23 protein-coding genes and 1 pseudogene are annotated in these 19,980 nt (G+C 58.6%); 12 read left to right on the top strand and 12 right to left on the bottom strand.

All coding sequences use genetic code 11. From position 1 onward, the window contains the following. Nucleotides 1-41 precede the first annotated feature (41 nt). Nucleotides 42-1,115 carry a hypothetical protein gene (locus HMPREF2884_RS05830; protein WP_070616245.1) on the top strand — a complete coding sequence of 358 codons (1,074 nt, stop codon included), beginning with the start codon at nucleotides 42-44 and terminating at the stop codon, nucleotides 1,113-1,115. Between the two features lie 158 nt (nucleotides 1,116-1,273). Here HMPREF2884_RS05830 and HMPREF2884_RS09495 read toward each other — a convergent pair. Beyond that, nucleotides 1,274-1,372, bottom strand: a pseudogene (locus tag HMPREF2884_RS09495) (TOBE domain-containing protein); the annotation flags it as partial. Here HMPREF2884_RS09495 and HMPREF2884_RS09355 point away from each other — a divergent pair. The 5 genes from HMPREF2884_RS09355 to HMPREF2884_RS05805 all read left to right on the top strand — a co-directional run bounded on the left by HMPREF2884_RS09355 (nucleotide 1,361) and on the right by HMPREF2884_RS05805 (nucleotide 5,320). Continuing rightward, on the top strand, nucleotides 1,361-1,594 hold the full coding sequence (locus tag HMPREF2884_RS09355; protein ID WP_141753505.1) for a recombinase family protein: 234 nt from the start codon (nucleotides 1,361-1,363) through the stop codon (nucleotides 1,592-1,594). The pseudogene HMPREF2884_RS09495 and the gene HMPREF2884_RS09355 overlap by 12 nt on opposite strands. Then, on the top strand, nucleotides 1,482-1,826 hold the full coding sequence (locus HMPREF2884_RS05820; RefSeq protein ID WP_080562534.1) for an antirestriction protein ArdA: 345 nt from the start codon (nucleotides 1,482-1,484) through the stop codon (nucleotides 1,824-1,826). The genes HMPREF2884_RS09355 and HMPREF2884_RS05820 overlap by 113 nt, the downstream gene beginning before the upstream one ends. Before the next feature lie 223 nt (nucleotides 1,827-2,049). Continuing rightward, nucleotides 2,050-4,044 (top strand): HsdM family class I SAM-dependent methyltransferase, encoded by a 1,995-nt coding sequence (locus tag HMPREF2884_RS05815; RefSeq protein ID WP_005505140.1) that lies wholly within the window; start codon nucleotides 2,050-2,052, stop codon nucleotides 4,042-4,044. After that, nucleotides 4,041-5,108, top strand: coding sequence for a restriction endonuclease subunit S (locus tag HMPREF2884_RS05810; protein ID WP_070616244.1), 1,068 nt, complete (start codon nucleotides 4,041-4,043; stop codon nucleotides 5,106-5,108). Before HMPREF2884_RS05815 ends, HMPREF2884_RS05810 begins: the two co-directional genes overlap by 4 nt. After that, nucleotides 5,105-5,320 (top strand): helix-turn-helix domain-containing protein, encoded by a 216-nt coding sequence (locus HMPREF2884_RS05805; protein WP_005505150.1) that lies wholly within the window; start codon nucleotides 5,105-5,107, stop codon nucleotides 5,318-5,320. The genes HMPREF2884_RS05810 and HMPREF2884_RS05805 overlap by 4 nt, the downstream gene beginning before the upstream one ends. A 244-nt stretch (nucleotides 5,321-5,564) precedes the next feature. Here HMPREF2884_RS05805 and HMPREF2884_RS05800 read toward each other — a convergent pair whose 3' ends face one another. The 4 genes from HMPREF2884_RS05800 to HMPREF2884_RS05780 all read right to left on the bottom strand — a co-directional run bounded on the left by HMPREF2884_RS05800 (nucleotide 5,565) and on the right by HMPREF2884_RS05780 (nucleotide 7,298). Further along, nucleotides 5,565-5,765, bottom strand: a complete 201-nt coding sequence (locus HMPREF2884_RS05800) for a hypothetical protein (RefSeq protein WP_044145762.1) — start codon at nucleotides 5,763-5,765, stop codon at nucleotides 5,565-5,567. 9 nt (nucleotides 5,766-5,774) lie between these two features. Further along, nucleotides 5,775-6,056 carry a hypothetical protein gene (locus HMPREF2884_RS05795; protein ID WP_070616243.1) on the bottom strand — a complete coding sequence of 94 codons (282 nt, stop codon included), beginning with the start codon at nucleotides 6,054-6,056 and terminating at the stop codon, nucleotides 5,775-5,777. 459 nt (nucleotides 6,057-6,515) lie between these two features. After that, a complete protein-coding gene (locus HMPREF2884_RS05785; RefSeq protein ID WP_141753503.1) occupies nucleotides 6,516-6,746 on the bottom strand; it encodes a hypothetical protein in 231 nt (76 codons plus the stop codon). 339 nt (nucleotides 6,747-7,085) lie between these two features. Then, nucleotides 7,086-7,298, bottom strand: a complete 213-nt coding sequence (locus tag HMPREF2884_RS05780) for a TOBE domain-containing protein (protein WP_005505155.1) — start codon at nucleotides 7,296-7,298, stop codon at nucleotides 7,086-7,088. Between the two features lie 358 nt (nucleotides 7,299-7,656). Between HMPREF2884_RS05780 and HMPREF2884_RS05775 the strand changes: the two genes are divergently transcribed. Next, nucleotides 7,657-8,025, top strand: a complete 369-nt coding sequence (locus tag HMPREF2884_RS05775) for a zinc ribbon domain-containing protein YjdM (protein ID WP_049327608.1) — start codon at nucleotides 7,657-7,659, stop codon at nucleotides 8,023-8,025. A 121-nt stretch (nucleotides 8,026-8,146) separates the two neighbouring features. Here the strand turns inward: HMPREF2884_RS05775 and HMPREF2884_RS05770 are convergent, their stop codons facing one another. The 3 genes from HMPREF2884_RS05770 to HMPREF2884_RS05760 form a co-directional block, all read right to left on the bottom strand. Beyond that, nucleotides 8,147-8,404 (bottom strand): GlsB/YeaQ/YmgE family stress response membrane protein, encoded by a 258-nt coding sequence (locus HMPREF2884_RS05770; protein ID WP_049349354.1) that lies wholly within the window; start codon nucleotides 8,402-8,404, stop codon nucleotides 8,147-8,149. Nucleotides 8,405-8,603: 199 nt separating this feature from the next. Next, entirely contained in the window at nucleotides 8,604-8,996 is a 393-nt protein-coding gene (locus HMPREF2884_RS05765) for a DoxX family protein (RefSeq protein ID WP_070616242.1), read from the bottom strand. A gap of 451 nt (nucleotides 8,997-9,447) precedes the next feature. Beyond that, entirely contained in the window at nucleotides 9,448-10,239 is a 792-nt protein-coding gene (locus HMPREF2884_RS05760; RefSeq protein ID WP_070616241.1) for an LppP/LprE family lipoprotein, read from the bottom strand. Between the two features lie 276 nt (nucleotides 10,240-10,515). Between HMPREF2884_RS05760 and tpx the strand changes: the two genes are divergently transcribed. Continuing rightward, on the top strand, nucleotides 10,516-11,016 hold the full coding sequence (gene tpx / locus HMPREF2884_RS05755; RefSeq protein WP_012903128.1) for a thiol peroxidase: 501 nt from the start codon (nucleotides 10,516-10,518) through the stop codon (nucleotides 11,014-11,016). Between the two features lie 227 nt (nucleotides 11,017-11,243). Here the strand turns inward: tpx and HMPREF2884_RS05750 are convergent, their stop codons facing one another. The 3 genes from HMPREF2884_RS05750 to HMPREF2884_RS05740 all read right to left on the bottom strand — a co-directional run bounded on the left by HMPREF2884_RS05750 (nucleotide 11,244) and on the right by HMPREF2884_RS05740 (nucleotide 13,892). Further along, nucleotides 11,244-12,221, bottom strand: coding sequence for an AzlC family ABC transporter permease (locus HMPREF2884_RS05750; RefSeq protein ID WP_070616247.1), 978 nt, complete (start codon nucleotides 12,219-12,221; stop codon nucleotides 11,244-11,246). A gap of 9 nt (nucleotides 12,222-12,230) precedes the next feature. Next, the gene (locus tag HMPREF2884_RS05745; protein WP_044142340.1) at nucleotides 12,231-12,566 is read right to left on the bottom strand and encodes a branched-chain amino acid transporter permease; all 336 of its coding nucleotides are present in this window, start codon (nucleotides 12,564-12,566) and stop codon (nucleotides 12,231-12,233) included. A gap of 519 nt (nucleotides 12,567-13,085) precedes the next feature. Next, nucleotides 13,086-13,892 (bottom strand): AzlC family ABC transporter permease, encoded by an 807-nt coding sequence (locus HMPREF2884_RS05740; RefSeq protein WP_070616240.1) that lies wholly within the window; start codon nucleotides 13,890-13,892, stop codon nucleotides 13,086-13,088. Nucleotides 13,893-14,115: 223 nt separating this feature from the next. Here HMPREF2884_RS05740 and HMPREF2884_RS05735 point away from each other — a divergent pair, with 223 nt between their 5' ends. Next, nucleotides 14,116-14,643: an OsmC family protein gene (locus tag HMPREF2884_RS05735; protein WP_210398946.1), complete on the top strand. Its 528-nt coding sequence runs from the start codon at nucleotides 14,116-14,118 to the stop codon at nucleotides 14,641-14,643. 308 nt (nucleotides 14,644-14,951) lie between these two features. Continuing rightward, nucleotides 14,952-16,445 (top strand): amino acid permease, encoded by a 1,494-nt coding sequence (locus HMPREF2884_RS05730; protein ID WP_070616239.1) that lies wholly within the window; start codon nucleotides 14,952-14,954, stop codon nucleotides 16,443-16,445. Between the two features lie 147 nt (nucleotides 16,446-16,592). Here the strand turns inward: HMPREF2884_RS05730 and HMPREF2884_RS05725 are convergent, their stop codons facing one another. Next, the gene (locus HMPREF2884_RS05725; RefSeq protein ID WP_070616238.1) at nucleotides 16,593-18,449 is read right to left on the bottom strand and encodes a hypothetical protein; all 1,857 of its coding nucleotides are present in this window, start codon (nucleotides 18,447-18,449) and stop codon (nucleotides 16,593-16,595) included. Nucleotides 18,450-18,688: 239 nt separating this feature from the next. Between HMPREF2884_RS05725 and HMPREF2884_RS05720 the strand changes: the two genes are divergently transcribed. Both HMPREF2884_RS05720 and HMPREF2884_RS05715 read left to right on the top strand, forming a co-directional pair. After that, nucleotides 18,689-19,222 (top strand): NUDIX hydrolase, encoded by a 534-nt coding sequence (locus HMPREF2884_RS05720; RefSeq protein WP_210398945.1) that lies wholly within the window; start codon nucleotides 18,689-18,691, stop codon nucleotides 19,220-19,222. A 150-nt stretch (nucleotides 19,223-19,372) separates the two neighbouring features. Beyond that, entirely contained in the window at nucleotides 19,373-19,960 is a 588-nt protein-coding gene (locus HMPREF2884_RS05715; RefSeq protein ID WP_070616237.1) for an LOG family protein, read from the top strand. Nucleotides 19,961-19,980: the final 20 nt, after the last annotated feature.

Below are 19,980 nucleotides of genomic sequence, written 5' to 3'. Positions count from 1 at the left end.
TCACCCACACTCAACTCGGAAGAGCCGGTTTAGCATCCTTTGTGGCTACTGCACTCATCCCCATTGTGTTATGGAGGGCAGGAGCGAAACAAGTAAAACGTGACAGCGAGTTGCAAGCCAAAATCCTCGCTAATCTAACGTCGGTTTCTCAGCTCCAGCGACGCGATGCGCTGCTGGGGATTGTTCCTCAAGCCTCAGACCCCACACATCTGGCGCTACTGTGGAAGGAGATTCGTGAGTATGAGGGAGCGGATTGGGATTTCCTCCTCAATCATCTTCGCGCCAATCCTGCTCTTGCACTTCCGGGAACGTCCACCGGTGTGAAAGTGCAAGATAACCTGACTGATGCCACTGTGAGTAATTATGTTGACGGACTTGAACGTCGTTATGCAGAAAGTGATGGGTACCCGCCTTATCCTGGATTGCTCCAATTCATTGCGGAAGTAACAAGACAGGGATCTAAGGTTGAAGTTTCACGTATCGTCGAACTTGTTACGGGACCGACTGCAGAAAAGCAACGTCCAGGCCACTCCTTCTACCGGGAGCTGGTTACTGCTCTTCCCCAGGTAGCGAGTCCTCTTCTTGACGCGGTCGAGCGGATTGATTCTCGGGCTCCCGGTGGTCTTAAGCTGAATGTTCTGACAGGTGCCCTTCTCGCGGTCAAAGACTTGGAAATGGGGCGCCAAGGCCCGGGGTCGGAAGCGGATGAGGTGGATGAGCTGAAGAGAGACATCGCGGATGCTCTCGCCTATCTGCTGCATCGAGATGTCCTGCGCTCGTTTGACCGGTGGGAAATTAAGGGCTCGACCGACAGTGTTACTGCTACAGCAGCCTGGCTCATCAGAGCGGTTGGATGGGTTGCCGATGCTGATAGTCATCTAGCGATGCGGATGATTCAAAATCTAGCTGTCGCAATTGAATCAGTACCTGAATCAGACCGTATAGGGGGCTGGGGGATTGATGACGTCGATGTCCGTCAGGGTTTCGCATGGATTAGTGAAAAGTGTCCTGAATTGTGGGAAACCTACGGGGAAGGACTGGAAAAGGCAGCCACGGAAATTGGGCCGTGGAAGGAGACCTCTCCTCGTAAAATGTCGCTTCCTCCGAAACATTGATATACGCCGTGACGTGGTGGAGTTCCGCTTCAACGTCTAAGCGATAAAAACATAAAGGTGGAGCCCCGCGCTGTGAACGTACAGTGCGGGGCTCCGCCCTATTAACCCTCGCGCGCCGCAACAGGCAGCCGCCCGAGTTTAAACCATATTGACCGGGATTAGTGGTCAGAACCAACCATCACGTTGGAAGCCTTGATCACTGCGTAAGCGGTCTCGCCAACCTTCAGGCCCAGCTCCTCAATGCGATTGTCTGTTATGACCTTGACCGCCTCATACGCCAGCCTCGGGAGCTGGAGGATTGGATTGATCGCACGGAGTCCCGAGGTCTGTTTCTCGTAACAGCCAACGGAGACGCCGACCTCATCCCTGAGGACATCCAACGCCCCCACCTCTCACGAAGAACTATGGTGCTTCGACCTCACCGGCTTCCTGAGCGGCACCGGCGAGATGTCGCCGTCTACTGCTGCCTCGTGGGGTGACCTCTACGAGGAGGTGGGGGAGGTGCAGTGGGGTGTCCTGCTGGCATGGGTGGAGACTGGCTGCTACGTGGCTGATGTGGACGGCCTGCCGTGTGCGTCTGACTTCGAGGATCGCTACTGCGGCTTCTGGGACTCGGAGAACGACTACTCTGCCCACCTCGCCGAGGAGATGTGCATCTGGGACGAGATTCCCGAGCACCTACACAGCTACTTCGACATCGACGCCTGGTAGTGCGATGAATGATTCGACTATGCCATCGCCAACGTCCCTGACGGCGGTGTCTTCATCTTCCGTGCCCACTGAACGCACATCTGAACCCCCTGGAGGTCACACCGACCTCTAGGGGGGCGTTTTTCAGGCAAAACCCGCCTTTTGTTGCCGTGTCTGACTGTTCTCAATGCAACATATCTAATACAATCTGAGGTAGAAACGGCCTGCCAGAGAGAGGATGAACATGGCGAACGAGAGGGCGACGGACCAGATCGTCCGTGACATGCTACGCGAAATTGGTTTTAATCGCCCCTGGGAACAGGACGGTGGCCCCCAGTGGAAGCGAGACGCCCTCAAGGGTGGGTCGAAGTCTGCCTCGGCCAATGCTGAGGGCAAGCCCGAGTTCGTCTTCGTCTCAGATGGTTTCGTCGTCGTGGTCGAGGACAAGAAGGACGTGCAGCGTACGCGCTACCTCGTCGATGGTGACCCGGTCACCGAGCATCCCTACCGTGCTGACTACGCGCTCAATGGTGCAATCCACTACGCGAAGACGATGCTCGCCAACGGCATCCCGTTCGACAAGGGTGTCTTCGCCGTGGGTGTCGGCGGTGGCGAAGTCCACCATGAGATCGCCGTGTCCTACCTGGCCCCTGGCTTTGTCAAGCACCTTGACGACCTCGACAACCTCGACGTGTTCTCCGAGAAGGAGATTGGCGAGTACTACGCCGTTCAGGTTCTCGGACAGCGCCCGCGCGCAGAGGTTCAACTCGACGATGTTCGTGCAGCAGCAGAGCGCCTGCATGAAGGAATGCGCAACTATGGATCGGTCGAAAATGACCGAAAAGCACCGCTTGTCTCGGCGATTCTCCTGGCGCTCAAGAACCCCTATTTCAACCTCGACCGCCTCCAGAGCATTTCGCCCGGTAACAACTACCAGGTGTGGGATGGGCGCATCATCTACGACGCTGCCGAGCAGTACATGAAGTCCGAAGCGCTCATGCCTCAGGCGAAGATCGGCACGCTCCTTGACCAGTTCTCCTTCATCAAGCAGGCACCGCAGCTCAACCGCTCCCACCGAGACCTTGGCGAGTCACCTCTCAAGTGGATGACCCGCATCCTGAAGAACGACGTGTACCACGTCGTCACTGACCCCTCGATGACTACCTTCGATGTGCTCGGCAACTTCTACCACGAGTTCATCTCGTACGGTGGAGGCGACGGATCGGGCCTCGGCATCGTGCTCACGCCCGAGCATATCACGACGCTCATGGCTGAGTTGATCGACGTGAACGCCACCGATTACGTTCTCGACCCTACCGCAGGCACCGCGTCCTTCCTTATCGCTGCCATGCAGCGAATGTTCGACGACGCGGGCGACAACGCGGCCATGTGTGAGGACATCCGCAAGAACCGCCTCTACGGCATTGAGCTCCAGGACAAGCTCTTCGCAATCGGTACCACGAACATGATCCTGCGAGGCGATGGCAAAGCGAACTTCCGTCGCGACTCGATCTTCGAGGCTCCAATGGCAGAAATGCGCGGGGATATGAAGCTGTCCGACGGCACAATCGCCCTCGGACACGGCTTCACCAAGGTGCTCCTCAACCCGCCCTACTCGCAGGCCAAGGACAAGAACACCCGCAACCTCTCCGAGCTTGCCTTCATCGAGCGTGCGCTGGAGTTCCTCAACCCTGGCGGCAAGCTCGCCGTGATTGTGCCTCAGTCCGCGATGGTCGGCAAGACTAAGGAGGATAAGGCTCGCAAGCGGTACATCCTGGAGCATCACACGCTCGAAACCGTCATCACGATGAACCCGATGACCTTCACCAATTCTGGGCACACCCCTCACACGGTCATCGCGATCTTCACAGCCGGGCGCAAACACCGCGAGGACCAGAAGGTTCGCTTCGTGAACTTCGAGAAGGACGGCTGGGTAGTCGCCCCGCACCGTGGCCTCGTGGACGACGGTACGGTCGCCTCGCGCCGCAAGCACCTCCTGGAGGTTCTGCGCGGTGACGCCCAGGACGACACGAGCTTCATCGTCCGATCCGAAGTCACCGCCGAGGATGAATGGCAGCACAGTTACTTCTACTTCAACGATGTGCCACCGACCTACGAGGACTTCATGAGTACGGTTGCTGACTATGTGACCTGGCAGGTTGACATGCATGCCCACGGGCTCGGCGACCTCATCACGCCGTCTATGAGTGTCACCAGCGATGAGGAGGGCAAGGAATGAGCGTCCTCGAAACCCTCGACTTTCAGCCGATGCTCATCACTGACGTCTTCGAGTCGATGACGGCTTCGAAGGCGTGGTACGACAAGAGCAAGCTCTGTCTCTCCGGAGTGCCCGTATTTCCGTTCGTCTCTCGAACTAAGGCAAGCAACGGAGTCGATAGCTTCTGCCCGCGCCAAGATAAGGCACCTGAGGCCGGGAACGCCATGACGATTGGGCTTGACACTCAGACGATTGGTTACCAACCGGTTCCGTTCTACACGAGCCAGAACATCCAGGTTCTTCGTCATGTGCGACTCAACGAGAGCAATGCGCTCGTTCTCTCCTCACTGATACAGGAGCAGATGGGAAAGTTCTCTTGGGGCGGTAACGGCGCCACTCTTGGACGCTTGAAGAAGACCCGCATTATGGTTCCTGCTCTCACCGCCGCTGATGGCACTATCGAGGCCGACTGGGACGGCATGGACCGTCTCGGCGCAGAGCTGCTGGACCAGGTTGTCACACAGACACACAGCGCTCGCGAGACTCGCCTCGCTGACGACGACACCCTCCCGGAGCTGAGGTTCGAGCCAATGCTGATAGATGAATTGTTCATTCAACACCGTGGCAAGCAGGCGATCCGAAGTGATAGTGGCAAGACTCCATATGTTGTTGCGGCTTCACGCCACAACAGCCAGGTGGGGTTTGTTGATGAGCAACCACTGTTTCCCGGGAAATGGTTAGCCATGGTTAATACTGGGGCTGGAGGAGTCGGATATTGCACATACCAACCTGTTCCCTTTTGGGGTTCCAATAATGTGACTGCGTTGGAACCAAGATACGCCGATGCTTCAGAATCCGCATTGATGTTCCTTGCTGGCTGTGTGCGGTTGCAGACCTTTGGAAAGTTTTCGTACGGGAATATCGCAAATATGCGCAGACTTGGAAGAACTCGCATCATGGTTCCCGTCATCACCAATGCTGAGGGCGAGGACGTGGTGGACTGGGAGGGCATGAGCGCCTATGGACACGCCCTGCGTGTGCGTGTTGAGCGTGCCATTACACCCGTCCTTGGGAGCCTGTCATGAGTCGTGTACCGAATCCAGCGCACGGTATCGGTCAGGACATCCGCGTCGCTCGCCGTGCCCTCGGCTGGAGCCAGACCGAGCTGGCCAACCGTGCTCAGGTCTCACGTCCGACTATCGCTCGTGTCGAGACTGGTGTCAACATCTCCACCGGGACGCTGGAAAAGGTAGCCAAGGCGCTCGGAAAGCGTCTGCACATCTCAGACCAACCCTGACGCCCTCAGGAGCCCCTACAACGAACGAAAACCCCCGAGGTGACCTCAGTCGTCTCGGGGGTTCTCGTTCTCTCCTACGCCTTCTGAGCATCATCACGCTGTGTTGGTTGTGTGCTCGTCACCTTACGATCATTCGTGCTCTTAGTTTCACGTTCACGTTTCTTCGCCGTTGCGAGCTTCGGATCAATCGGTCCGTGATGAACTTCAATGATCTTTCCATTCGCCAATCGAAACAACATTGCTCTTACCCCATCTCAAATGAGTCGTTGCTGCTATCGCAGTCATGAGTCGTACTCTTGGTGGTCGTGCTGGCCTTGTTGAGCCGCTGCTCGATCACGCGCTGACTACGCTGCTGTCTGTTGAGAGTGCGCTCTCGCTGCTGCTCTCTGCCAGCCGTCACCGCCTTCGCGAAGTCGGCGAACTTGTCAGACTCGGTGAAGTTCACGTGCGCGTTCTAAACCGAGTCGATGACACTCCGAACGGCAGCGTCCTCGACCCTCGTCGAGACGCTCTCAGCGAGCACACGAACGCCCTCGGAATAGAGCGCCCGAGCCTGCTCGCCTGAGAGTGGCTTCGAGCTCTTGATAGCTGCGAGATGCTGCTCGGCCTCAGTCGCCAAGGCGCTGGCGCGGGCGAGCTCATTGGCGACCTCCTTCTTGCCCTCCTCACGGCCTTCTTGCTTGCCCTGTTCGCGCGCAGACGCGGCGATGTTCTCAGCATGTGAATGTGCGGCCACCGTGAGGTCGTCGCATCGAGCTCGGCGTGAGTGATGATTTCCTCGCCCTCCAGCTCCGCGTCGATCACCAACCCTCGCGACTTCTCGCGTGCGCCCGCAAGGAGACGCTCCACCTCGGCGCGTGCCTCGGGCTCCAATGCAGCGACCCTAGCGAGGGTCTCCTCGGCAGTATCGAGCGCCTGCATCGAGGCGACGTACTCCGCCTTGGCGAGGTTCTCAAGCGAGCGCTTGGAAGACTCGCGTTCGACCTCGAACCCCGTTGGCGATGAGGTTCTCACGCAGACCTACGTGAAGGTCTCGTATCTTCTCTCAACCCGGTACTCGGCGACCCTCCTCGTCGCGTACGTCGCGATGCTCAGAGTAGGCGCGCGACCAGTCTTGATGGAGCATCCCCGGTCGTTTCGGGTCGTCGCCAAACGTGTCCGCGAGCACGTGCATGTGCGGGGCGTTCTCTGAATACTAGACGGACACCCCGGGGATGCCGTTCATGCCTCCGGGAACGACGTTCTCACCCAGGTACTCAAGAACTGCCGAGAAGTACTCCTCAGCCTCATCCTTGTCTCGTGCGACCCACCGCGAACGGCTCACAGGTTCGCCCGTCTCGGGGTCGATGCGGCGCTTGCCGGTGCGTGGATTGATCGCCGGATAGAAGTCGGGCTGCTCGACGTACATCGTGCGCGGCAAGTGCACGAGAAACGTCGTCGTCGTGACCGTGCCGCCCTCCATCTCGCCGCGCTTGTTCTTCTAGTCCTTCGTGATCTTACGCGACAACCTCGCGGCGCGAGCGTCGCCGTATTCCATGACTTTGCGGATGCCCTCACAGGGGCGGAACCTGCCCTCGCCGTTGCTCCCCTCTGTGGGGTTGTGACGTTCGTCTCGTGTGAAACGTGGTGGAGTTCCGCTTCAACGTCTAAGCGATAAAAACATAGCAACGGAGCCCCGCACTGTACACACAGTGCGGGGCTCCGCCCTATTAACCCTCGCGCGCCACAAGAGGCAGCCGCCGGGTATAAGCCTTATCGACCGGGATTAGTGGTCAGCACCAACCATCACGTTGGACGCCTTGATCACTGCGTATGCAGTCTCGCCAACCTTCAGGCCCAGTTCCTTAATGGACTCGTTAGTAATCGAAGCGGAGATAACAACCTCCGGAGCAATCTCAATCTTAACGATGCCGTTAGTCGCACCCTCAGTAATCTCAACAACCTTGCCAGCGAACTGGTTACGTGCAGAAAGCTTCATGAAGCCGTGCCTTTCACTCAAAAACGTACAAATGCCCTAGATACTTTACACACCTTATCTTCTGCATAGCGAGCAAAAACCCGAATTTTCGCAAATATTACGCACAAACCATGCAAATTTTATTTTCGGCTCCATTCACGCCCCGCACCCGCCCCAAAAGACCGGCAAAAACCAGCCCCGCACATGCGGTTCACACCTGCCAAATGGTATAGTCAGCACGAACGCGAGAACCCTCGCACCCTCCACCGTCGCACCCCGCCCTCGCTGACGCGCGCCCACACGCCGCAGCACCACCGCCCAACGCAGTGGTACTTAGGCGTAGGGGAGCGGCGCATCCGCACAGATCGAAGAAGGAACCATGAGCGAAAACCTCAACGAAATCGAAGCACCCGCCTGCCCCGAATGCAACGAAAACTACACCTACGAAATGGGCGAACTCTGGGCATGCCCCATGTGCGGCCACGAATGGGAACGCACCGCAGCCGGCGAAACCGAAGAAGAAGCAGGCTCCAAGGTTCTTGACTCCGTCGGTAACGAGCTCGTCGACGGCGACTCCGTCACCATCGTCAAGGGCCTGAAGGTCAAGGGCGGCGCAGACATCAAGGCAGGCACCAAGGTGCGCGGCATCCGCCTGCTCGAATCCCCCGTCAACGGCCACGACATTGAGGCGAAGGTCCCCGGCGCAGGCCAGATGTACCTGAAGTCCTCCGTCGTCAAGAAGGCATAAAACGCCTCGTGCGAGGCGCAGAAAAGGCGGCACCTCCCGCACTAGCTCACGCTAGGGGAGGTGCCGCCTTTTTGCTTTATAAAAATTGCTTAGGTTTTAAAAGAAATTGACAAATATTTCTTTACTTTTTACCGGTCAAGCCCATGTACAGGGAAATGGTCAGCATTGCAGCAATAATTGAGATAATCCAGCGAATCCAGTCAATGCCGCTAGTGTCTGCAACACCCAGCTGGGTCGCTGCCCAGGTACCGATAGCTGCGCCGACAGCACCGCAGATAATGGTCCAAAGAATCGAAATATTCTGGCGGCCTCGCATAAAGAAGCGTGCAAGTGCACCAATAATTGCGCCGGTAAAAATGGTGCCAATAAAAGTACCCATTGTAATCTCCTTGGGTTTATATATCTGCCACTGTGGCAGATAATATGTTGTTTTCAATTATACGTAAATATGATGTAAGAAGAGCTTATAAGAGCTTTTATTAAGCTAAAAGCACCTTAGTGTTTTATCTCTAAAACACTAAGGTGCTTTTCTCATCATTGAGATGAGTGTCGAATGTATCGAATGGTGAATGTATTGACTACTTCGACTTACGCCAAATCTTCAGAGCGCTACAAATCATCGGCAGCTGCAGGGGCAGACGACCGTACGCAATAGCCTTACGCTGAGTGGACTGGTTACGCGCATCCAGAGCCATCTGAATGTTCGCGGGGAACACTGCAACAAACAGCAGAGCCGCAAGCAGACTACCAGCGCGGCGGGTCTTATCATTAGCCAGCAGGGCAGCGGTGCCCAGCTCAGCTACACCCGAACCGTGAGTGTACGCGTGGGCAGGACCCGGCAGGTACTTCGGCACAATCGAGTCGAAGGGATCCGGGATGATGAAGTGCAGCGCACCCATCACAGCGAGGGCACGAGCCATGCGAGTAGCCGAGCGCTCAGCGCTGTACTCTTTCTTCTTAAAAATACTCATGCTCCCATTATGCGCCCGTCAGAGGCGTATCCCTTGGCTCAGGGCACGCTGAACCGCTGCGTGTTTGACTGTCTAAAATGCGGACTTGGCACGTCAAACAGAAAACGTTGTTCAAAAGCAGGTAAGATAGGGAGCAACGGCACCACGTGCGGATGACGCCCCGTCTGCCCTCACCTTTAGGTGAGTCGCCAGACGGAGTAAAACACCGGGTGCCCTTCAGAACAATCAAAGGAGTACATCATGAAGAAGATTCTGTTCATCGCTATCCTGGCAGGCGCTGCATACTTCGGCTACAAGAAGTTCGTTGCCTAAACAGCTAGCCCTCGGGCACTCTACATATCCTTAAGCAACGAAAACCCGCCGTCTCACATATGCACCATATGCGAGACGGCGGGTTTCTCGTATGCCCAACCTCCTGGGCATCAAACACGTAGCCTATAAGGTGAACCGGCTACTCGCTCGGCGGAACCTCACCGGTCATCACAACCTTGTTCTGCGAAGAGCTCCAGGTGAACTCAGCGGTCGTGCGACCGCTCGCGTTGTGTACCTTCTCGTCTTCCTTCATGTAACGGTAGGTCACACGAATCGAGCTGTCAGAGGTGCGGGTAATCACCGGGGAGAACGAGTACGGCTCATAGGTTGCGGTACCAATGAACTTGCCGCGGTGGAACAGCAGAATGTGGTGCACCATCGCCGCGGTGCAGCACGAAGACGGGGAAGAACCCGGAATCGCGTCAATCCACGACAGCTCAGCACAGGGGTCGTAACCCTCGTAGCTTGCCGAAACGTTCGTCCACTGATCCCACTTGCTCTTATTCTTCAACTCGCGCAGAGCCTTAGACACCACGGTCGATGCAGAATCAGACGCGCAGGTGGAGTCCTTCTTCGACTCAGACTTGGAATCCGACTTTGACTCAGAGGTCTTCGACTCGGATGCGGTCGGCTCAGCATGAACCGTAATCGTCACCACCGACGGAGCCGGAGCAGGCGACGAAGCACTCGGGGTGGCACTCGCGGATGCGCTCGGGGTAGCGCTAGGGCTCGCCGACGGGGTGGGGAACAGTGCCTGAGTGGAGGTCGCGCTCGCGGAAGCAGAAGCGCTGCCAGAAGAAGACACTACGGTACCCGAAACAGCAGAATCAGTGCTTGCCGAGCAGGAAGTGACAACAAGAGCTAGAGCGGCGCCCAACGCGGGTAGAGCCAAAGCGGTACGGCCGGTGAAACGGCGGCGAATAGAAGACATGGATACTCCTGAAGATGCGTGGCAGCGCGCATCGGTGCTGGTCATGAAGCGAATAGTGAACTCGTCCAGTATAGGGAAAAAGAGGCGGGCACGTGGTGCGCACGGTCAGCGCCGTTCATTACCGTAGAGTCACAGACCGGGATTACCGCTAGACAGCCGCTACAGCAGAGCCAGAAGAAGCGAAGCAACGTAGCAGAAAATCAGCTATGCGGAAACTCTGCCCGCTAGTGCCTGTGTCCCCTTGCACACCCGCCCTATCCGGGGGACAATGAAGGCATGGCTGAAGTAACTCTACAGAACGAACTCGTAATCCACACCAACGGCGACCTGCCCGCAGTCGGCGCAAAGCTGCCCGAATTCTCGGTTCTCGCGGCTGATCTCTCCGAGATCTCCTCCGCAGACTTCGCAGGTAAGAACCTGGTGCTGAACATCTTCCCCTCCGTCGACACCAGTGTTTGCGCAACCAGCGTCCGCACTTTCAACAAGCAGGCTGCAGGCCTGGAGAACACCGTCGTGCTGTGCGTCTCCAACGACCTGCCCTTCGCAATCGGCCGCTTCTGCGCAGCCGAGGGCATTGAAAACGTCGTCACCTCCTCCGCTTTCCGCTCCTCCTTCGGTGAGGACTTCGGCGTGAAGCTGATTGACGGCCCCCTGGCGGGTCTGCTGGCACGCTCTGTGGTCGTCGTGAACCCCGCCGGTGAGGTTGTCTACACCGAGCTGGTTCCCGAAACCACCAACGAGCCCAACTACGAAGCAGCCCTGGCAGCTATCAAGTAAGCTTAGTACGGGAGCCGGACGTAACGCCGGCACCCGCATAGTACTTCCGTCAGGGACACTTGGCGGTACACAGCACAGCAGATACTGAACGTCTACAGCGCATGGGTTCAACCACACATGCGGCTGGCGACAGCATAACGCCCCGCCCACCCGGTATTTCGGGTGGGCGGGGCGCTTTACTATATCCAGACTTAGTGCGCGATTTAGACTTAGCGCGGGATTCAGACTTAGTGTGCAGAGTCGCCGGGATGAGCGGGAGTGTCGGCGGCTTCGGCAGTTTCGGCGGGCTCCTCATCCGCGACCAGCATATGCTCCGGCAGGGTGCCGCGGCGCTTAGCCACCACAAAACGCGACACCAGCAGCAGAATGTACACCACCATCGAAATCAGCAGCATCGACTGCGGCGCCACCAACAAACCAACCGCCGCAGACACACCCGCAATAGCGGCAGTCGTGCGGTCCTTAGAACTGCGATACGCATCGATAGCGAGCACCGCGAATAGTGAAGTCATCACAAAATCCACGCCCTTGAGCTCACTCAAGAAGCTTGCACCTAGTACGTAGCCGAGCGTTGCGCTCGCTAGGACGCTCAAATGCAGGCCCGCGTGAATCCACAGGATGCGGGAGGCACGCAGCTTATGGCGGTCCGGGCCCGTATTCAGTGCATACGCCTCATCAATGAGCGTGTACACGGTGTAGAACTTCGCCAAGCCGCCACGCACCCGCTCAATCGGGTAGGACAGACCGTACATGAGGTGGCGGGAATTAATGAGCAGAGTCATCACCGCGATAGAGAACAGCGACGCATGATTCGAGATCATGTCAATCAGCACGAACTCGACCGAACCGGCAAACACCAGGAGCGGCAGCAGGGGCGCCACCCAGAACGGCAGACCGTAACTGTGCACCAGCACGCCCAGACCAATGCCGACAAAGAACAGGCCCAGCATAATCACGCCGGCAACGCGCATCGCCTCGGCGAAGCCGCTCTCGCGCGGCTGCTGAGGCCCCCGTGCATCGGGGGAGGCGGGAGCCTCCACCACGGGAATCATGCCGGTTAGCGGAAGCGCAGAAGCAATGACCTGCTCCACCTGCTCGGGAGAAGCCTGATGGGGCGCGGGCTGGCTAGCCTGCTGCGGTGCAGGCTGAGAAGAAGCAGCGGGGGAAGCAGTAGCGGAAGAAACAGAGTTCTTAGAAATGCTCATCATGACCCCCTAGAAAACCCAGTTAGCCAGCACAACGCAGGTGACGGTACCCGCCACCATGCTCAGCACCATATTCTTACGCCACAGGTGCGCCCCCACGGTCACCACCAGACCCGCCAGGTACGGTGCCGCTGTAGCGAATGAAGAATAATTAATCTTCGCCACCGCATAGATGGCAAGCAGTGCGACTGCGCCGAGCGGAATCCAATGGCTGAGCGCATCCAAAAGTTCGGAGCCAGCCAGAGCCTTCTTCAGGCCGAAGGGAAGCAAACGAAGCAGGAACGTAATACCTGCAGCCACAAGAATTGCGGCAAGAATATAGCCGGTGGTCACTTCACTGTTCATGAAGATTTTCTCTTTCTGCACATACTCAGCGAAAGACTCCGAAAGAGTGCCCCGAAAGGGGGGGGGAAGAGTCCCCGAAAGAGGGGCGCGGGTGAAGCCGTGAAAGCATCCGCGAAAAAGGGTAGGGAGAGCCCAACCGAAGAAGAGGCTGGGGGCTAAGTAGTGCGGTAGGTACGTGAGTTGATGAAAGCCGCGAAACATGGAGGCGGAGGGTTGTTCCTCCTGCACGAGTTTTCTGCGTGGATAGTTCAGCGCGGGTAGTTGCGCGCGACAGTAGTTCTCGTGTGTGACCTCGGGTGATGCCGCTCCCGGTGCGGTGTTACTCCGGGGCGGCACAGCGTTCTGCGTCGCTAGTTTCCTTAGCGGTGTCTTTCATCTGAGTCATGGTGTACCTTCACCTCTGGGAGCCTCCGCGCAGGTTCGCGCGGGAGGCATCTTAGTAATCCTAGAAATAGAAAGAGGGGAGAGCTAAGCTCCGCTCATCTATCCTAACCGGTTTTGAACACGTATGTAACGTTCTTACCGCTGTGTGGAAGCGGGAGCATCAGCGGTAGCGGCGCTTTCAGTCTCAGCCGCTACCTCAAGCACAGCACGATGCGGCAGAGTACCGCGGCGCTTCGCCACCGGGAAACGCGCCAGCAGCAGCACCACATACGAACCCAGAGCCACCACCAAGAACGAGGACGGCGCAAAAATCAGCGCAACCGCAGCCGAAACCGCCACAAAGAGCACCGTCACACGATCCGGGTTAGCGCGGTAGCCGTCCATCGCAAGAACCGTGAAGATAGCCACCATCACGAAATCCACACCCTTCAGATCGTTGAGGAAGCTCGCGCCCAGCACGTACCCGAGGACTACACTCAGAACCCACGACACGTAAATCAGCACGTTCACCCACAGAATGCGCGCCCCCGAACGCTCATTACGATCGGGACCGGAGTTGAGAGCAAACGCTTCATCGCACAGAGTGTGAACCGCCAAAGCCTTAGCCCAGAAACCCTTCACGCTGTGCAACGGGTAGGAAAGACCGTACACCAGGTGGCGTGCATTCACCAGGAACACCGTCAACGCAATCGACGCTAGGGGCGTGCCGCCGCTGACCATGCCCACCATGAGGAACTCCACCGAACCGGCAAAAACTAGGGCGGATAGCAGCGGTGCAGTCCAGATGGGCAGGCCGTGCGCGTTGAGGATAATGCCCAAACCCAAACCCAGCACAGCGATACCGAGCATCACCACGGAAGAATCCGCAACAGCCAAGCGGAAATCACTCTGCGTGCTCGTACGCTCAGCGCCGGGACGCCCAGTGTCGGGGGTCTGTGCCATAAAAGAGTTCCTTGTGTATGTTGTGCTCTTCAAAAAATCTACTGTGTGCGTGAGGGACTTCGAAGCTCCGCCGCGGTTTTCCAGTGTATAGGAGCAAGCGGTTGACCGACGAGAAAAAGAGTCCGGGAATAAAATAATGAGAAACACGCTTATAGTGAATGACGCTAAACAACGCGGCGCTGAATAACCTAGCGACCGTGCAGACAACCCGAAAGGAACCTCAATGGCTGAACAGAACAACGCCGAGCAGAACAACGCTGAGCAGAACAACACCGTGCAGACTGCTGAAGAGCAGAAGAAGGTGTACTCGCGCCAGCAGGAACGCCGCGAACTCGACAACTACCGCCAGACCAAGATCGAGCGCATCGACCGTCTGCGCTACCGTGCCTACGGTGCCAACGGCGCAACCCTCGACTTCGGTGTGGGTGAGGGCCTGCTGACCCCCGTCGAGCTGCTGCTCGCCGCAATTGCCGGCTGCTCCTCCGTGGACGTGGACGCGGGCACCTCCCGCCGCTCCACCCCCGAGGTGTTCGAGGTGCTCGCCTCGGCGCTGAAGCAGACCGAAGACGGCGCGGTGCGCCTCGACGACGTTGAGGTGGACTTCGATGTGCGCTTCCCCGAGGACGAGCAGGGCGCCAAGGCGCAGAAGATGGTGGACCGTCTGATTCAGCTCAGCGAGCAGAAGGACTGCACCGTCTCCCGCACCGTGGAGCACCCCACGAAGGTGTCCTTCCACAACCTGGCTGACTAAAGCCGGGTGAGCTAAATAGATCGGGTGAATTAGCCTGATAGGGAACCCTCCCGTACCGCTTATATATGAGCGGTGCGGGAGGGTTTTTCTGTGTTTTTGTGGTTTTGGGTGGAAAAGAGCCTCAAAAGCGAGTAGGATTGACCCTCAGATTAGGAAAACTTACGGTACGTAAGAAATCCTTAAGATTGAAGAATTTCTTGACCCAGGCACAAACCTTCGGCGGCACCACCCGCAGCAGGACTAGACTGGACACCAGACTAGACCGCTAGCAAACGCACGAAGCAATAGCCTCAGAAAGAAGACCTGACATGGCACAGCCTACAGAGACTTCCGGCGCTGCATCGGAAGCCACCCCCGCAGAGGGTGAACTGAAGCGAGGCCTCTCCGCCCGCCACATGCAGATGATTGCAATCGGCGGCGCAATCGGCACCGGCCTCTTCGTCGCCTCCGGTAAGACCATCTCCACCGCAGGCCCCGGCGGCGCAATCCTCGCCTACGCCCTCATCGGCATCATGGTGCTCTTCCTCATGCAGTCCCTCGGCGAGATGGCTGCGCACCTGCCCGTCCCCGGCGCATTCCAGACCTACGCGGCACGCTACGTGTCCCCGTCCTTCGGCTTCGCCATGGGTTGGAACTACTGGTTCAACTGGGCGATTACCGTCGCCGCCGAACTCGTCGCCGTCGGCGAGGTGATGAGGTACTGGTTCCCGGATATCCCATCCTGGGTGTGGGCGGCAGGATTCCTCGTGCTGCTGACCGGCATCAACGCCCTCTCGGCACGCTCCTACGGTGAAAGCGAATTCTGGCTCGCCACCATCAAGGTCGTTACCGTGGTCGTCTTCCTCATCGCAGGTATCGCCATGATCTTCGGCATCCTGGGCGGTAGCTCCCCGGGTGTCTCCAACTGGACCGTCGGTGAGGCACCCTTCGTCGGCGGCGCACCCGCCGTACTCGCCATCTTCATGGTGGCAGGCTTCTCCTTCCAGGGCACCGAAATGATCGGTGTGGCAGCTGGTGAATCTGAGAACCCCCGCCGCGACGTGCCCCGCGCGCTGACCAGCGTGTTCTGGCGCATCATGCTCTTCTACATTGGTGCGATGGTCGTCATCGGCTTCCTGATTCCTTACTCCGACCCGAACCTGCTCACCGCAGCGGACGGTAACATCAACATCTCCCCGTTCACCCTCATCTTCGAGCGTGCGGGCATCGCCTTCGCGGCAGCCATCATGAACGCCGTGATCCTCTCCGCAGTGCTTTCTGCCGGTAACTCGGGCCTGTACGTTTCGGCTCGTATGCTCTTCGCGCTCGCCCAGGAGGGTAAGGCGCCGAAGATGTTCACCCGCATCAACTCCGGCGGCGTGCCCATGAACGCGCTGCTGGCTACCGCAGCTATCGGCGCGGTCGGCTTCATTGCCGCACTGCTCTCGCCGGATGGTGCGTACCTGTGGCTGGTGAACGTGTCCGGTCTGGCTGGCTTCATCACCTGGGTGGGTATTGCCGTAGCTCACTACCGTTTCCGCCGCGCGTACCTGAAGCAGGGCAATAGCCTGAAGGACCTGCCCTACGTGGCGCCGTTCTTCCCCGCGGGCCCGATTATCGCCTTCCTCATGTGCCTGGTCGTTATTGGCGGCCAGAACTACGAGGCGTTCCTGAGCGGTGACTGGGCTGGCGTGCTCAGCTCCTACATTGGTCTGCCCGTGATTATCGTGGTCTGGCTGGTGCACCGCGTGGTCACTCGTGACCGCCTGATTCCGCTGGAACAGATTGACGTGAGCGGCATCGAGGTTAAGGCTTCGAAGTAACGCGAACGATTGCGCCAGCTGATAGACTCTGCGGGCTGAATTAGCTGATACGTGAAGAGCCGCCGGTTCCCCCTGAATGGGGGAACCGGCGGCTCTTTGCTATGCGCGGTTTACACCGGGCGGGCTAGACTATGCGCCCCGCAACTCTTAGGAGCGGCGGCGCGAGCGCAGAACGCTCAAACCCAGACCAGCACAGATTGCAGCAACACCAATGCCAACAATCACGCCAACGCCGGATGCACCGGTGCTCGCCAGGGTAGCCTTCTTGGGACTGCTCTCCTTAGCGAGACTGTCCTTTGCCAGAGTGTCCTGTGCCGAGCGGGCGGCGGTTACCGGAGCCTCCTGAGAGGGCTTGCTCTTGGGATGCGCCACGGTTGCGTCCTCCAGCTTGTCAGCGTTCGGGGTCTTATCGGCAACCGGTGCCTGATCTGCCGCGGGTGCCTTATTGGCAGGCATCGGAGCTTCAGGCAGTGCCGGGACGGTGGGTGCGTCGGTGGGATTCACACCTACGGTTGCTTCCGGCAGAGCGGGAACCGTCGGGGCATCAGTGGGATTCACACCTACGGTTGCCTCAGGCAGTGCCGGGACGGTGGGCGCGTCGGTGGGGTTCACTCCAACGGTTGCTTCGGGCAGTGCAGGAACCGTCGGGGCATCAGTGGGATTCACGCCTACGGTTGCCTCAGGCAGTGCCGGGACGGTGGGCGCGTCGGTGGGGTTCACTCCAACGGTTGCTTCGGGCAGTGCAGGAACCGTCGGCGCATCGGTCGGGTTCACGCCTACGGTTGCCTCCGGTAGCGGCGCCACGGTGGGCGCGTCGGTCGGGTTCACGCCTACGGTTGCCTCCGGCAGCGGCGCTACGGTCGGTGCGTCGGTGGGGTTCACACCAATGGTTGCCTCCGGTAGCGGCGCCACGGTCGGCGCATCGGTGGGATTCACCCCTACGGTTGCTTCCGGCAGGGGTGCTACGGTGGGTGCGTCGGTCGGGTTAACACCAATGGTTGCCTCGGGCAGAGGTGCAACGGTGGGCGCATCGGTCGGGTTTACACCAACGGTTGCCTCCGGTAGCGGTGCAACGGTGGGTGCATCGGTTGGGTTCACGCCAACGGTTGCTTCCGGCAGAGGTGCCACGGTCGGGGCATAGGTCGGAACCGCAGAAACCACGGGCTCCTGCGCGAAAAGCTCAAGAGGCTTCTGAGCATCAAACGAACCGTACTCAGCACCCTCAACTCCGGCAGCCATGGTGCCCGCAATGTACTTGTGAGAGGTATTCAGCGTCGCCGCAACATCCGCCGGGACCTTCACCTCCGTCTCAAAAGCACCGTTGTGAATCTGCGAAGCAGGTACGGTCACCTCAGCCACGAAACGCATACCCTGCTGAGGAAAACGGCCGGGAACCCACACATTCGTATCAGACACCACCACGCGCACACCGTGCGGGGTCGCCTCACCGGTGTAGCCGGTACCGCGCACCTTCAACACGGTCTCACCTTTGGTGTTCAGACGCGGCGAATCCACGTGCAGAACCGGTGCGGCGCTATCCTTCACAACGTCCATGCGCAGAACCTGACCGCCCCCGTAACCATCAACGATGATATTAGCGACGAAGCTGTAGTTCTTCGCCGGGTCAATCAGGCTACCGGGAACGTAATGGGTCGCAGTCGCCGTGCCGTCCTTGAACGGGCCCTCAACGCGCACCGTCTGAATCGGGTTCAGAAACGGGAAACCCCTATGGTTTGCCTCGTGCAATGCCGGGGCGAAAGCGGTAGTTTTCGCGGGCAGTTTCGACGCCTTGAACGTAATCTTGTTCAGACGCAGGGCAGTCTTCAACTCACGGGTATTAGTCTCAACCTTGTAGTTGTAGACCGTAATAACCGGCGGGTTATCCGGATTCGGGGTATCAGCCGCTGCAACAGAAGGCAGAGCGCACAAGCTCAAGGATGCGGCAAGAAGAACAGAAGCGCCGGCGCTACCGTAGCGGCGGGCGTGGGAAGAGTTAGCCATCATGAAGTTCCTTCTACATGGGTGATTGAGTGATCCGCACTCTTCCTGTATCGCGCCAAGTCGAGTGCGTATACGGTACCGCGACATCGCGGTTAATTACACCGTAACACGCACCTAAACGCATGAACCGGACATAAGATAACTCGCCGAAATATTACGTAAAACCAATGCCTACAGGGCGGATGAATAAGACAAACACGCACAGCGCCGGCTGGAGGATACGGAAATGCTAGGGTAGAAAGATGCCCACGCAGAAGAACCCGCAGAACCGAGTAGAAGCAGCCCCGCCCGCCCCGCCCGCCGAACCCAGCGCTACTGAGCACAGCGCCATCGACAGCACGCACCGCGTCGTGAACGTGTGCGCTGTAGCAATCCGCAACCGGGACGGGCTCGTACTCACCGTGCGCAAACGGGGCAGTGATGGGTTCATGATGCCCGGCGGTAAACCCGAACCGGGGGAGACCCCGCTACAGACCGCCTGCCGCGAAGTGAACGAAGAAATCGGGCTTACCCCCGACCCCGCCCGGATGCACCATCGCGGACTCCTGGAAGCGGCGGCACTGAACGAGGCAGGCTTTACGGTACGCGCCGAAACCTACGAATACGCACCCACCGACGAACAACACGAGCTATTGGCTTCTCTGGTGCCGCAGGCAGAAATCGCTGAGCTGCGCTGGGTCAACCCTGCCATGAGCAGCCCCTTCGATTCTGCATCGCAGGCACCGCTGAATACCGAGCAGATTTTCCCGCTGCTGGCACGCACCCCGCTACCGTAACCCCCGCCCCTGACGGGCCCCCTGAACCGGCGGGCGGCACACATGAGGTACACAGGTGCATCCGGTACCCTCAACACAGCAACATCTATCGCGGGTAGAACGCATAGAGGCGCTCCACCCCGGAAACCCACATACACCCCAAGGAGAACCATGAAGAAGACTGACTACAACCTCGCCGTCTACTGCGGCGCACGCTCCGGCAACGACCCGCTCTTCACCACCCGCGCCCAGGAGCTCGGCACCCTCTGCGCCCAGAACAATATTGGCGTGGTGTACGGAGGTGGCCGCACCGGCCTCATGGGCACCGTCGCGGGCGCAACTCTGGACGCCGGCGGCGTGGTCTACGGCGTGGTCACCCACAAGCTGGTCGGCCTGGAGGGCGTGTACCCCGGCCAGACCACCCTCGACATTGTGGACACCATGCACCAGCGCAAAATCGCCATGATTGAGAAGGCTGACGCGTTCGTCGCCATGCCCGGCGGCCCCGGCACCCTCGAAGAGTTCTTTGAAGTTTTCAGCTGGCAGTTCCTCGATATTCACTCCAAGCCGGTCGCCCTGCTGAACGTCAACGGCTACTGGGACAAGCTCATCGACGCGATGCACTACATGGCGTCCACCGGCCTGCTCAACGAACGCTACCTAGACGAGCTCATCATCGTCACCACCCCCGAAGAGCTACTGGAGGCGCTCGCCAAGGACCTAGAGCGCCGCGCCGCCGAAAAGAACACTGCTGAATAAAACTAACGCAGAAAACGAGA

This window comes from Rothia sp. HMSC073B08 (genome assembly GCF_001812975.1).
GTDB lineage: Bacteria > Actinomycetota > Actinomycetes > Actinomycetales > Micrococcaceae > Rothia > Rothia mucilaginosa.
This window is presented reverse-complemented; position numbering and strand designations above follow the sequence as displayed.

Coding starts and splice junctions, on each gene's coding strand:
- HMPREF2884_RS05815 (WP_005505140.1), top strand. CDS start 2,050: ATGGCGAACGAGAGGGCGACGGACCAGATCGTCCGTGACATGCTACGC.
- HMPREF2884_RS05810 (WP_070616244.1), top strand. CDS start 4,041: ATGAGCGTCCTCGAAACCCTCGACTTTCAGCCGATGCTCATCACTGAC.
- HMPREF2884_RS05805 (WP_005505150.1), top strand. CDS start 5,105: ATGAGTCGTGTACCGAATCCAGCGCACGGTATCGGTCAGGACATCCGC.
- HMPREF2884_RS05780 (WP_005505155.1), bottom strand. CDS start 7,298: ATGAAGCTTTCTGCACGTAACCAGTTCGCTGGCAAGGTTGTTGAGATT.
- HMPREF2884_RS05775 (WP_049327608.1), top strand. CDS start 7,657: ATGAGCGAAAACCTCAACGAAATCGAAGCACCCGCCTGCCCCGAATGC.
- HMPREF2884_RS05770 (WP_049349354.1), bottom strand. CDS start 8,404: ATGGGTACTTTTATTGGCACCATTTTTACCGGCGCAATTATTGGTGCA.
- HMPREF2884_RS05765 (WP_070616242.1), bottom strand. CDS start 8,996: ATGAGTATTTTTAAGAAGAAAGAGTACAGCGCTGAGCGCTCGGCTACT.
- HMPREF2884_RS05760 (WP_070616241.1), bottom strand. CDS start 10,239: ATGTCTTCTATTCGCCGCCGTTTCACCGGCCGTACCGCTTTGGCTCTA.
- tpx (WP_012903128.1), top strand. CDS start 10,516: ATGGCTGAAGTAACTCTACAGAACGAACTCGTAATCCACACCAACGGC.
- HMPREF2884_RS05750 (WP_070616247.1), bottom strand. CDS start 12,221: ATGAGCATTTCTAAGAACTCTGTTTCTTCCGCTACTGCTTCCCCCGCT.
- HMPREF2884_RS05745 (WP_044142340.1), bottom strand. CDS start 12,566: ATGAACAGTGAAGTGACCACCGGCTATATTCTTGCCGCAATTCTTGTG.
- HMPREF2884_RS05740 (WP_070616240.1), bottom strand. CDS start 13,892: ATGGCACAGACCCCCGACACTGGGCGTCCCGGCGCTGAGCGTACGAGC.
- HMPREF2884_RS05735 (WP_210398946.1), top strand. CDS start 14,116: ATGGCTGAACAGAACAACGCCGAGCAGAACAACGCTGAGCAGAACAAC.
- HMPREF2884_RS05730 (WP_070616239.1), top strand. CDS start 14,952: ATGGCACAGCCTACAGAGACTTCCGGCGCTGCATCGGAAGCCACCCCC.
- HMPREF2884_RS05725 (WP_070616238.1), bottom strand. CDS start 18,449: ATGATGGCTAACTCTTCCCACGCCCGCCGCTACGGTAGCGCCGGCGCT.
- HMPREF2884_RS05720 (WP_210398945.1), top strand. CDS start 18,689: ATGCCCACGCAGAAGAACCCGCAGAACCGAGTAGAAGCAGCCCCGCCC.
- HMPREF2884_RS05715 (WP_070616237.1), top strand. CDS start 19,373: ATGAAGAAGACTGACTACAACCTCGCCGTCTACTGCGGCGCACGCTCC.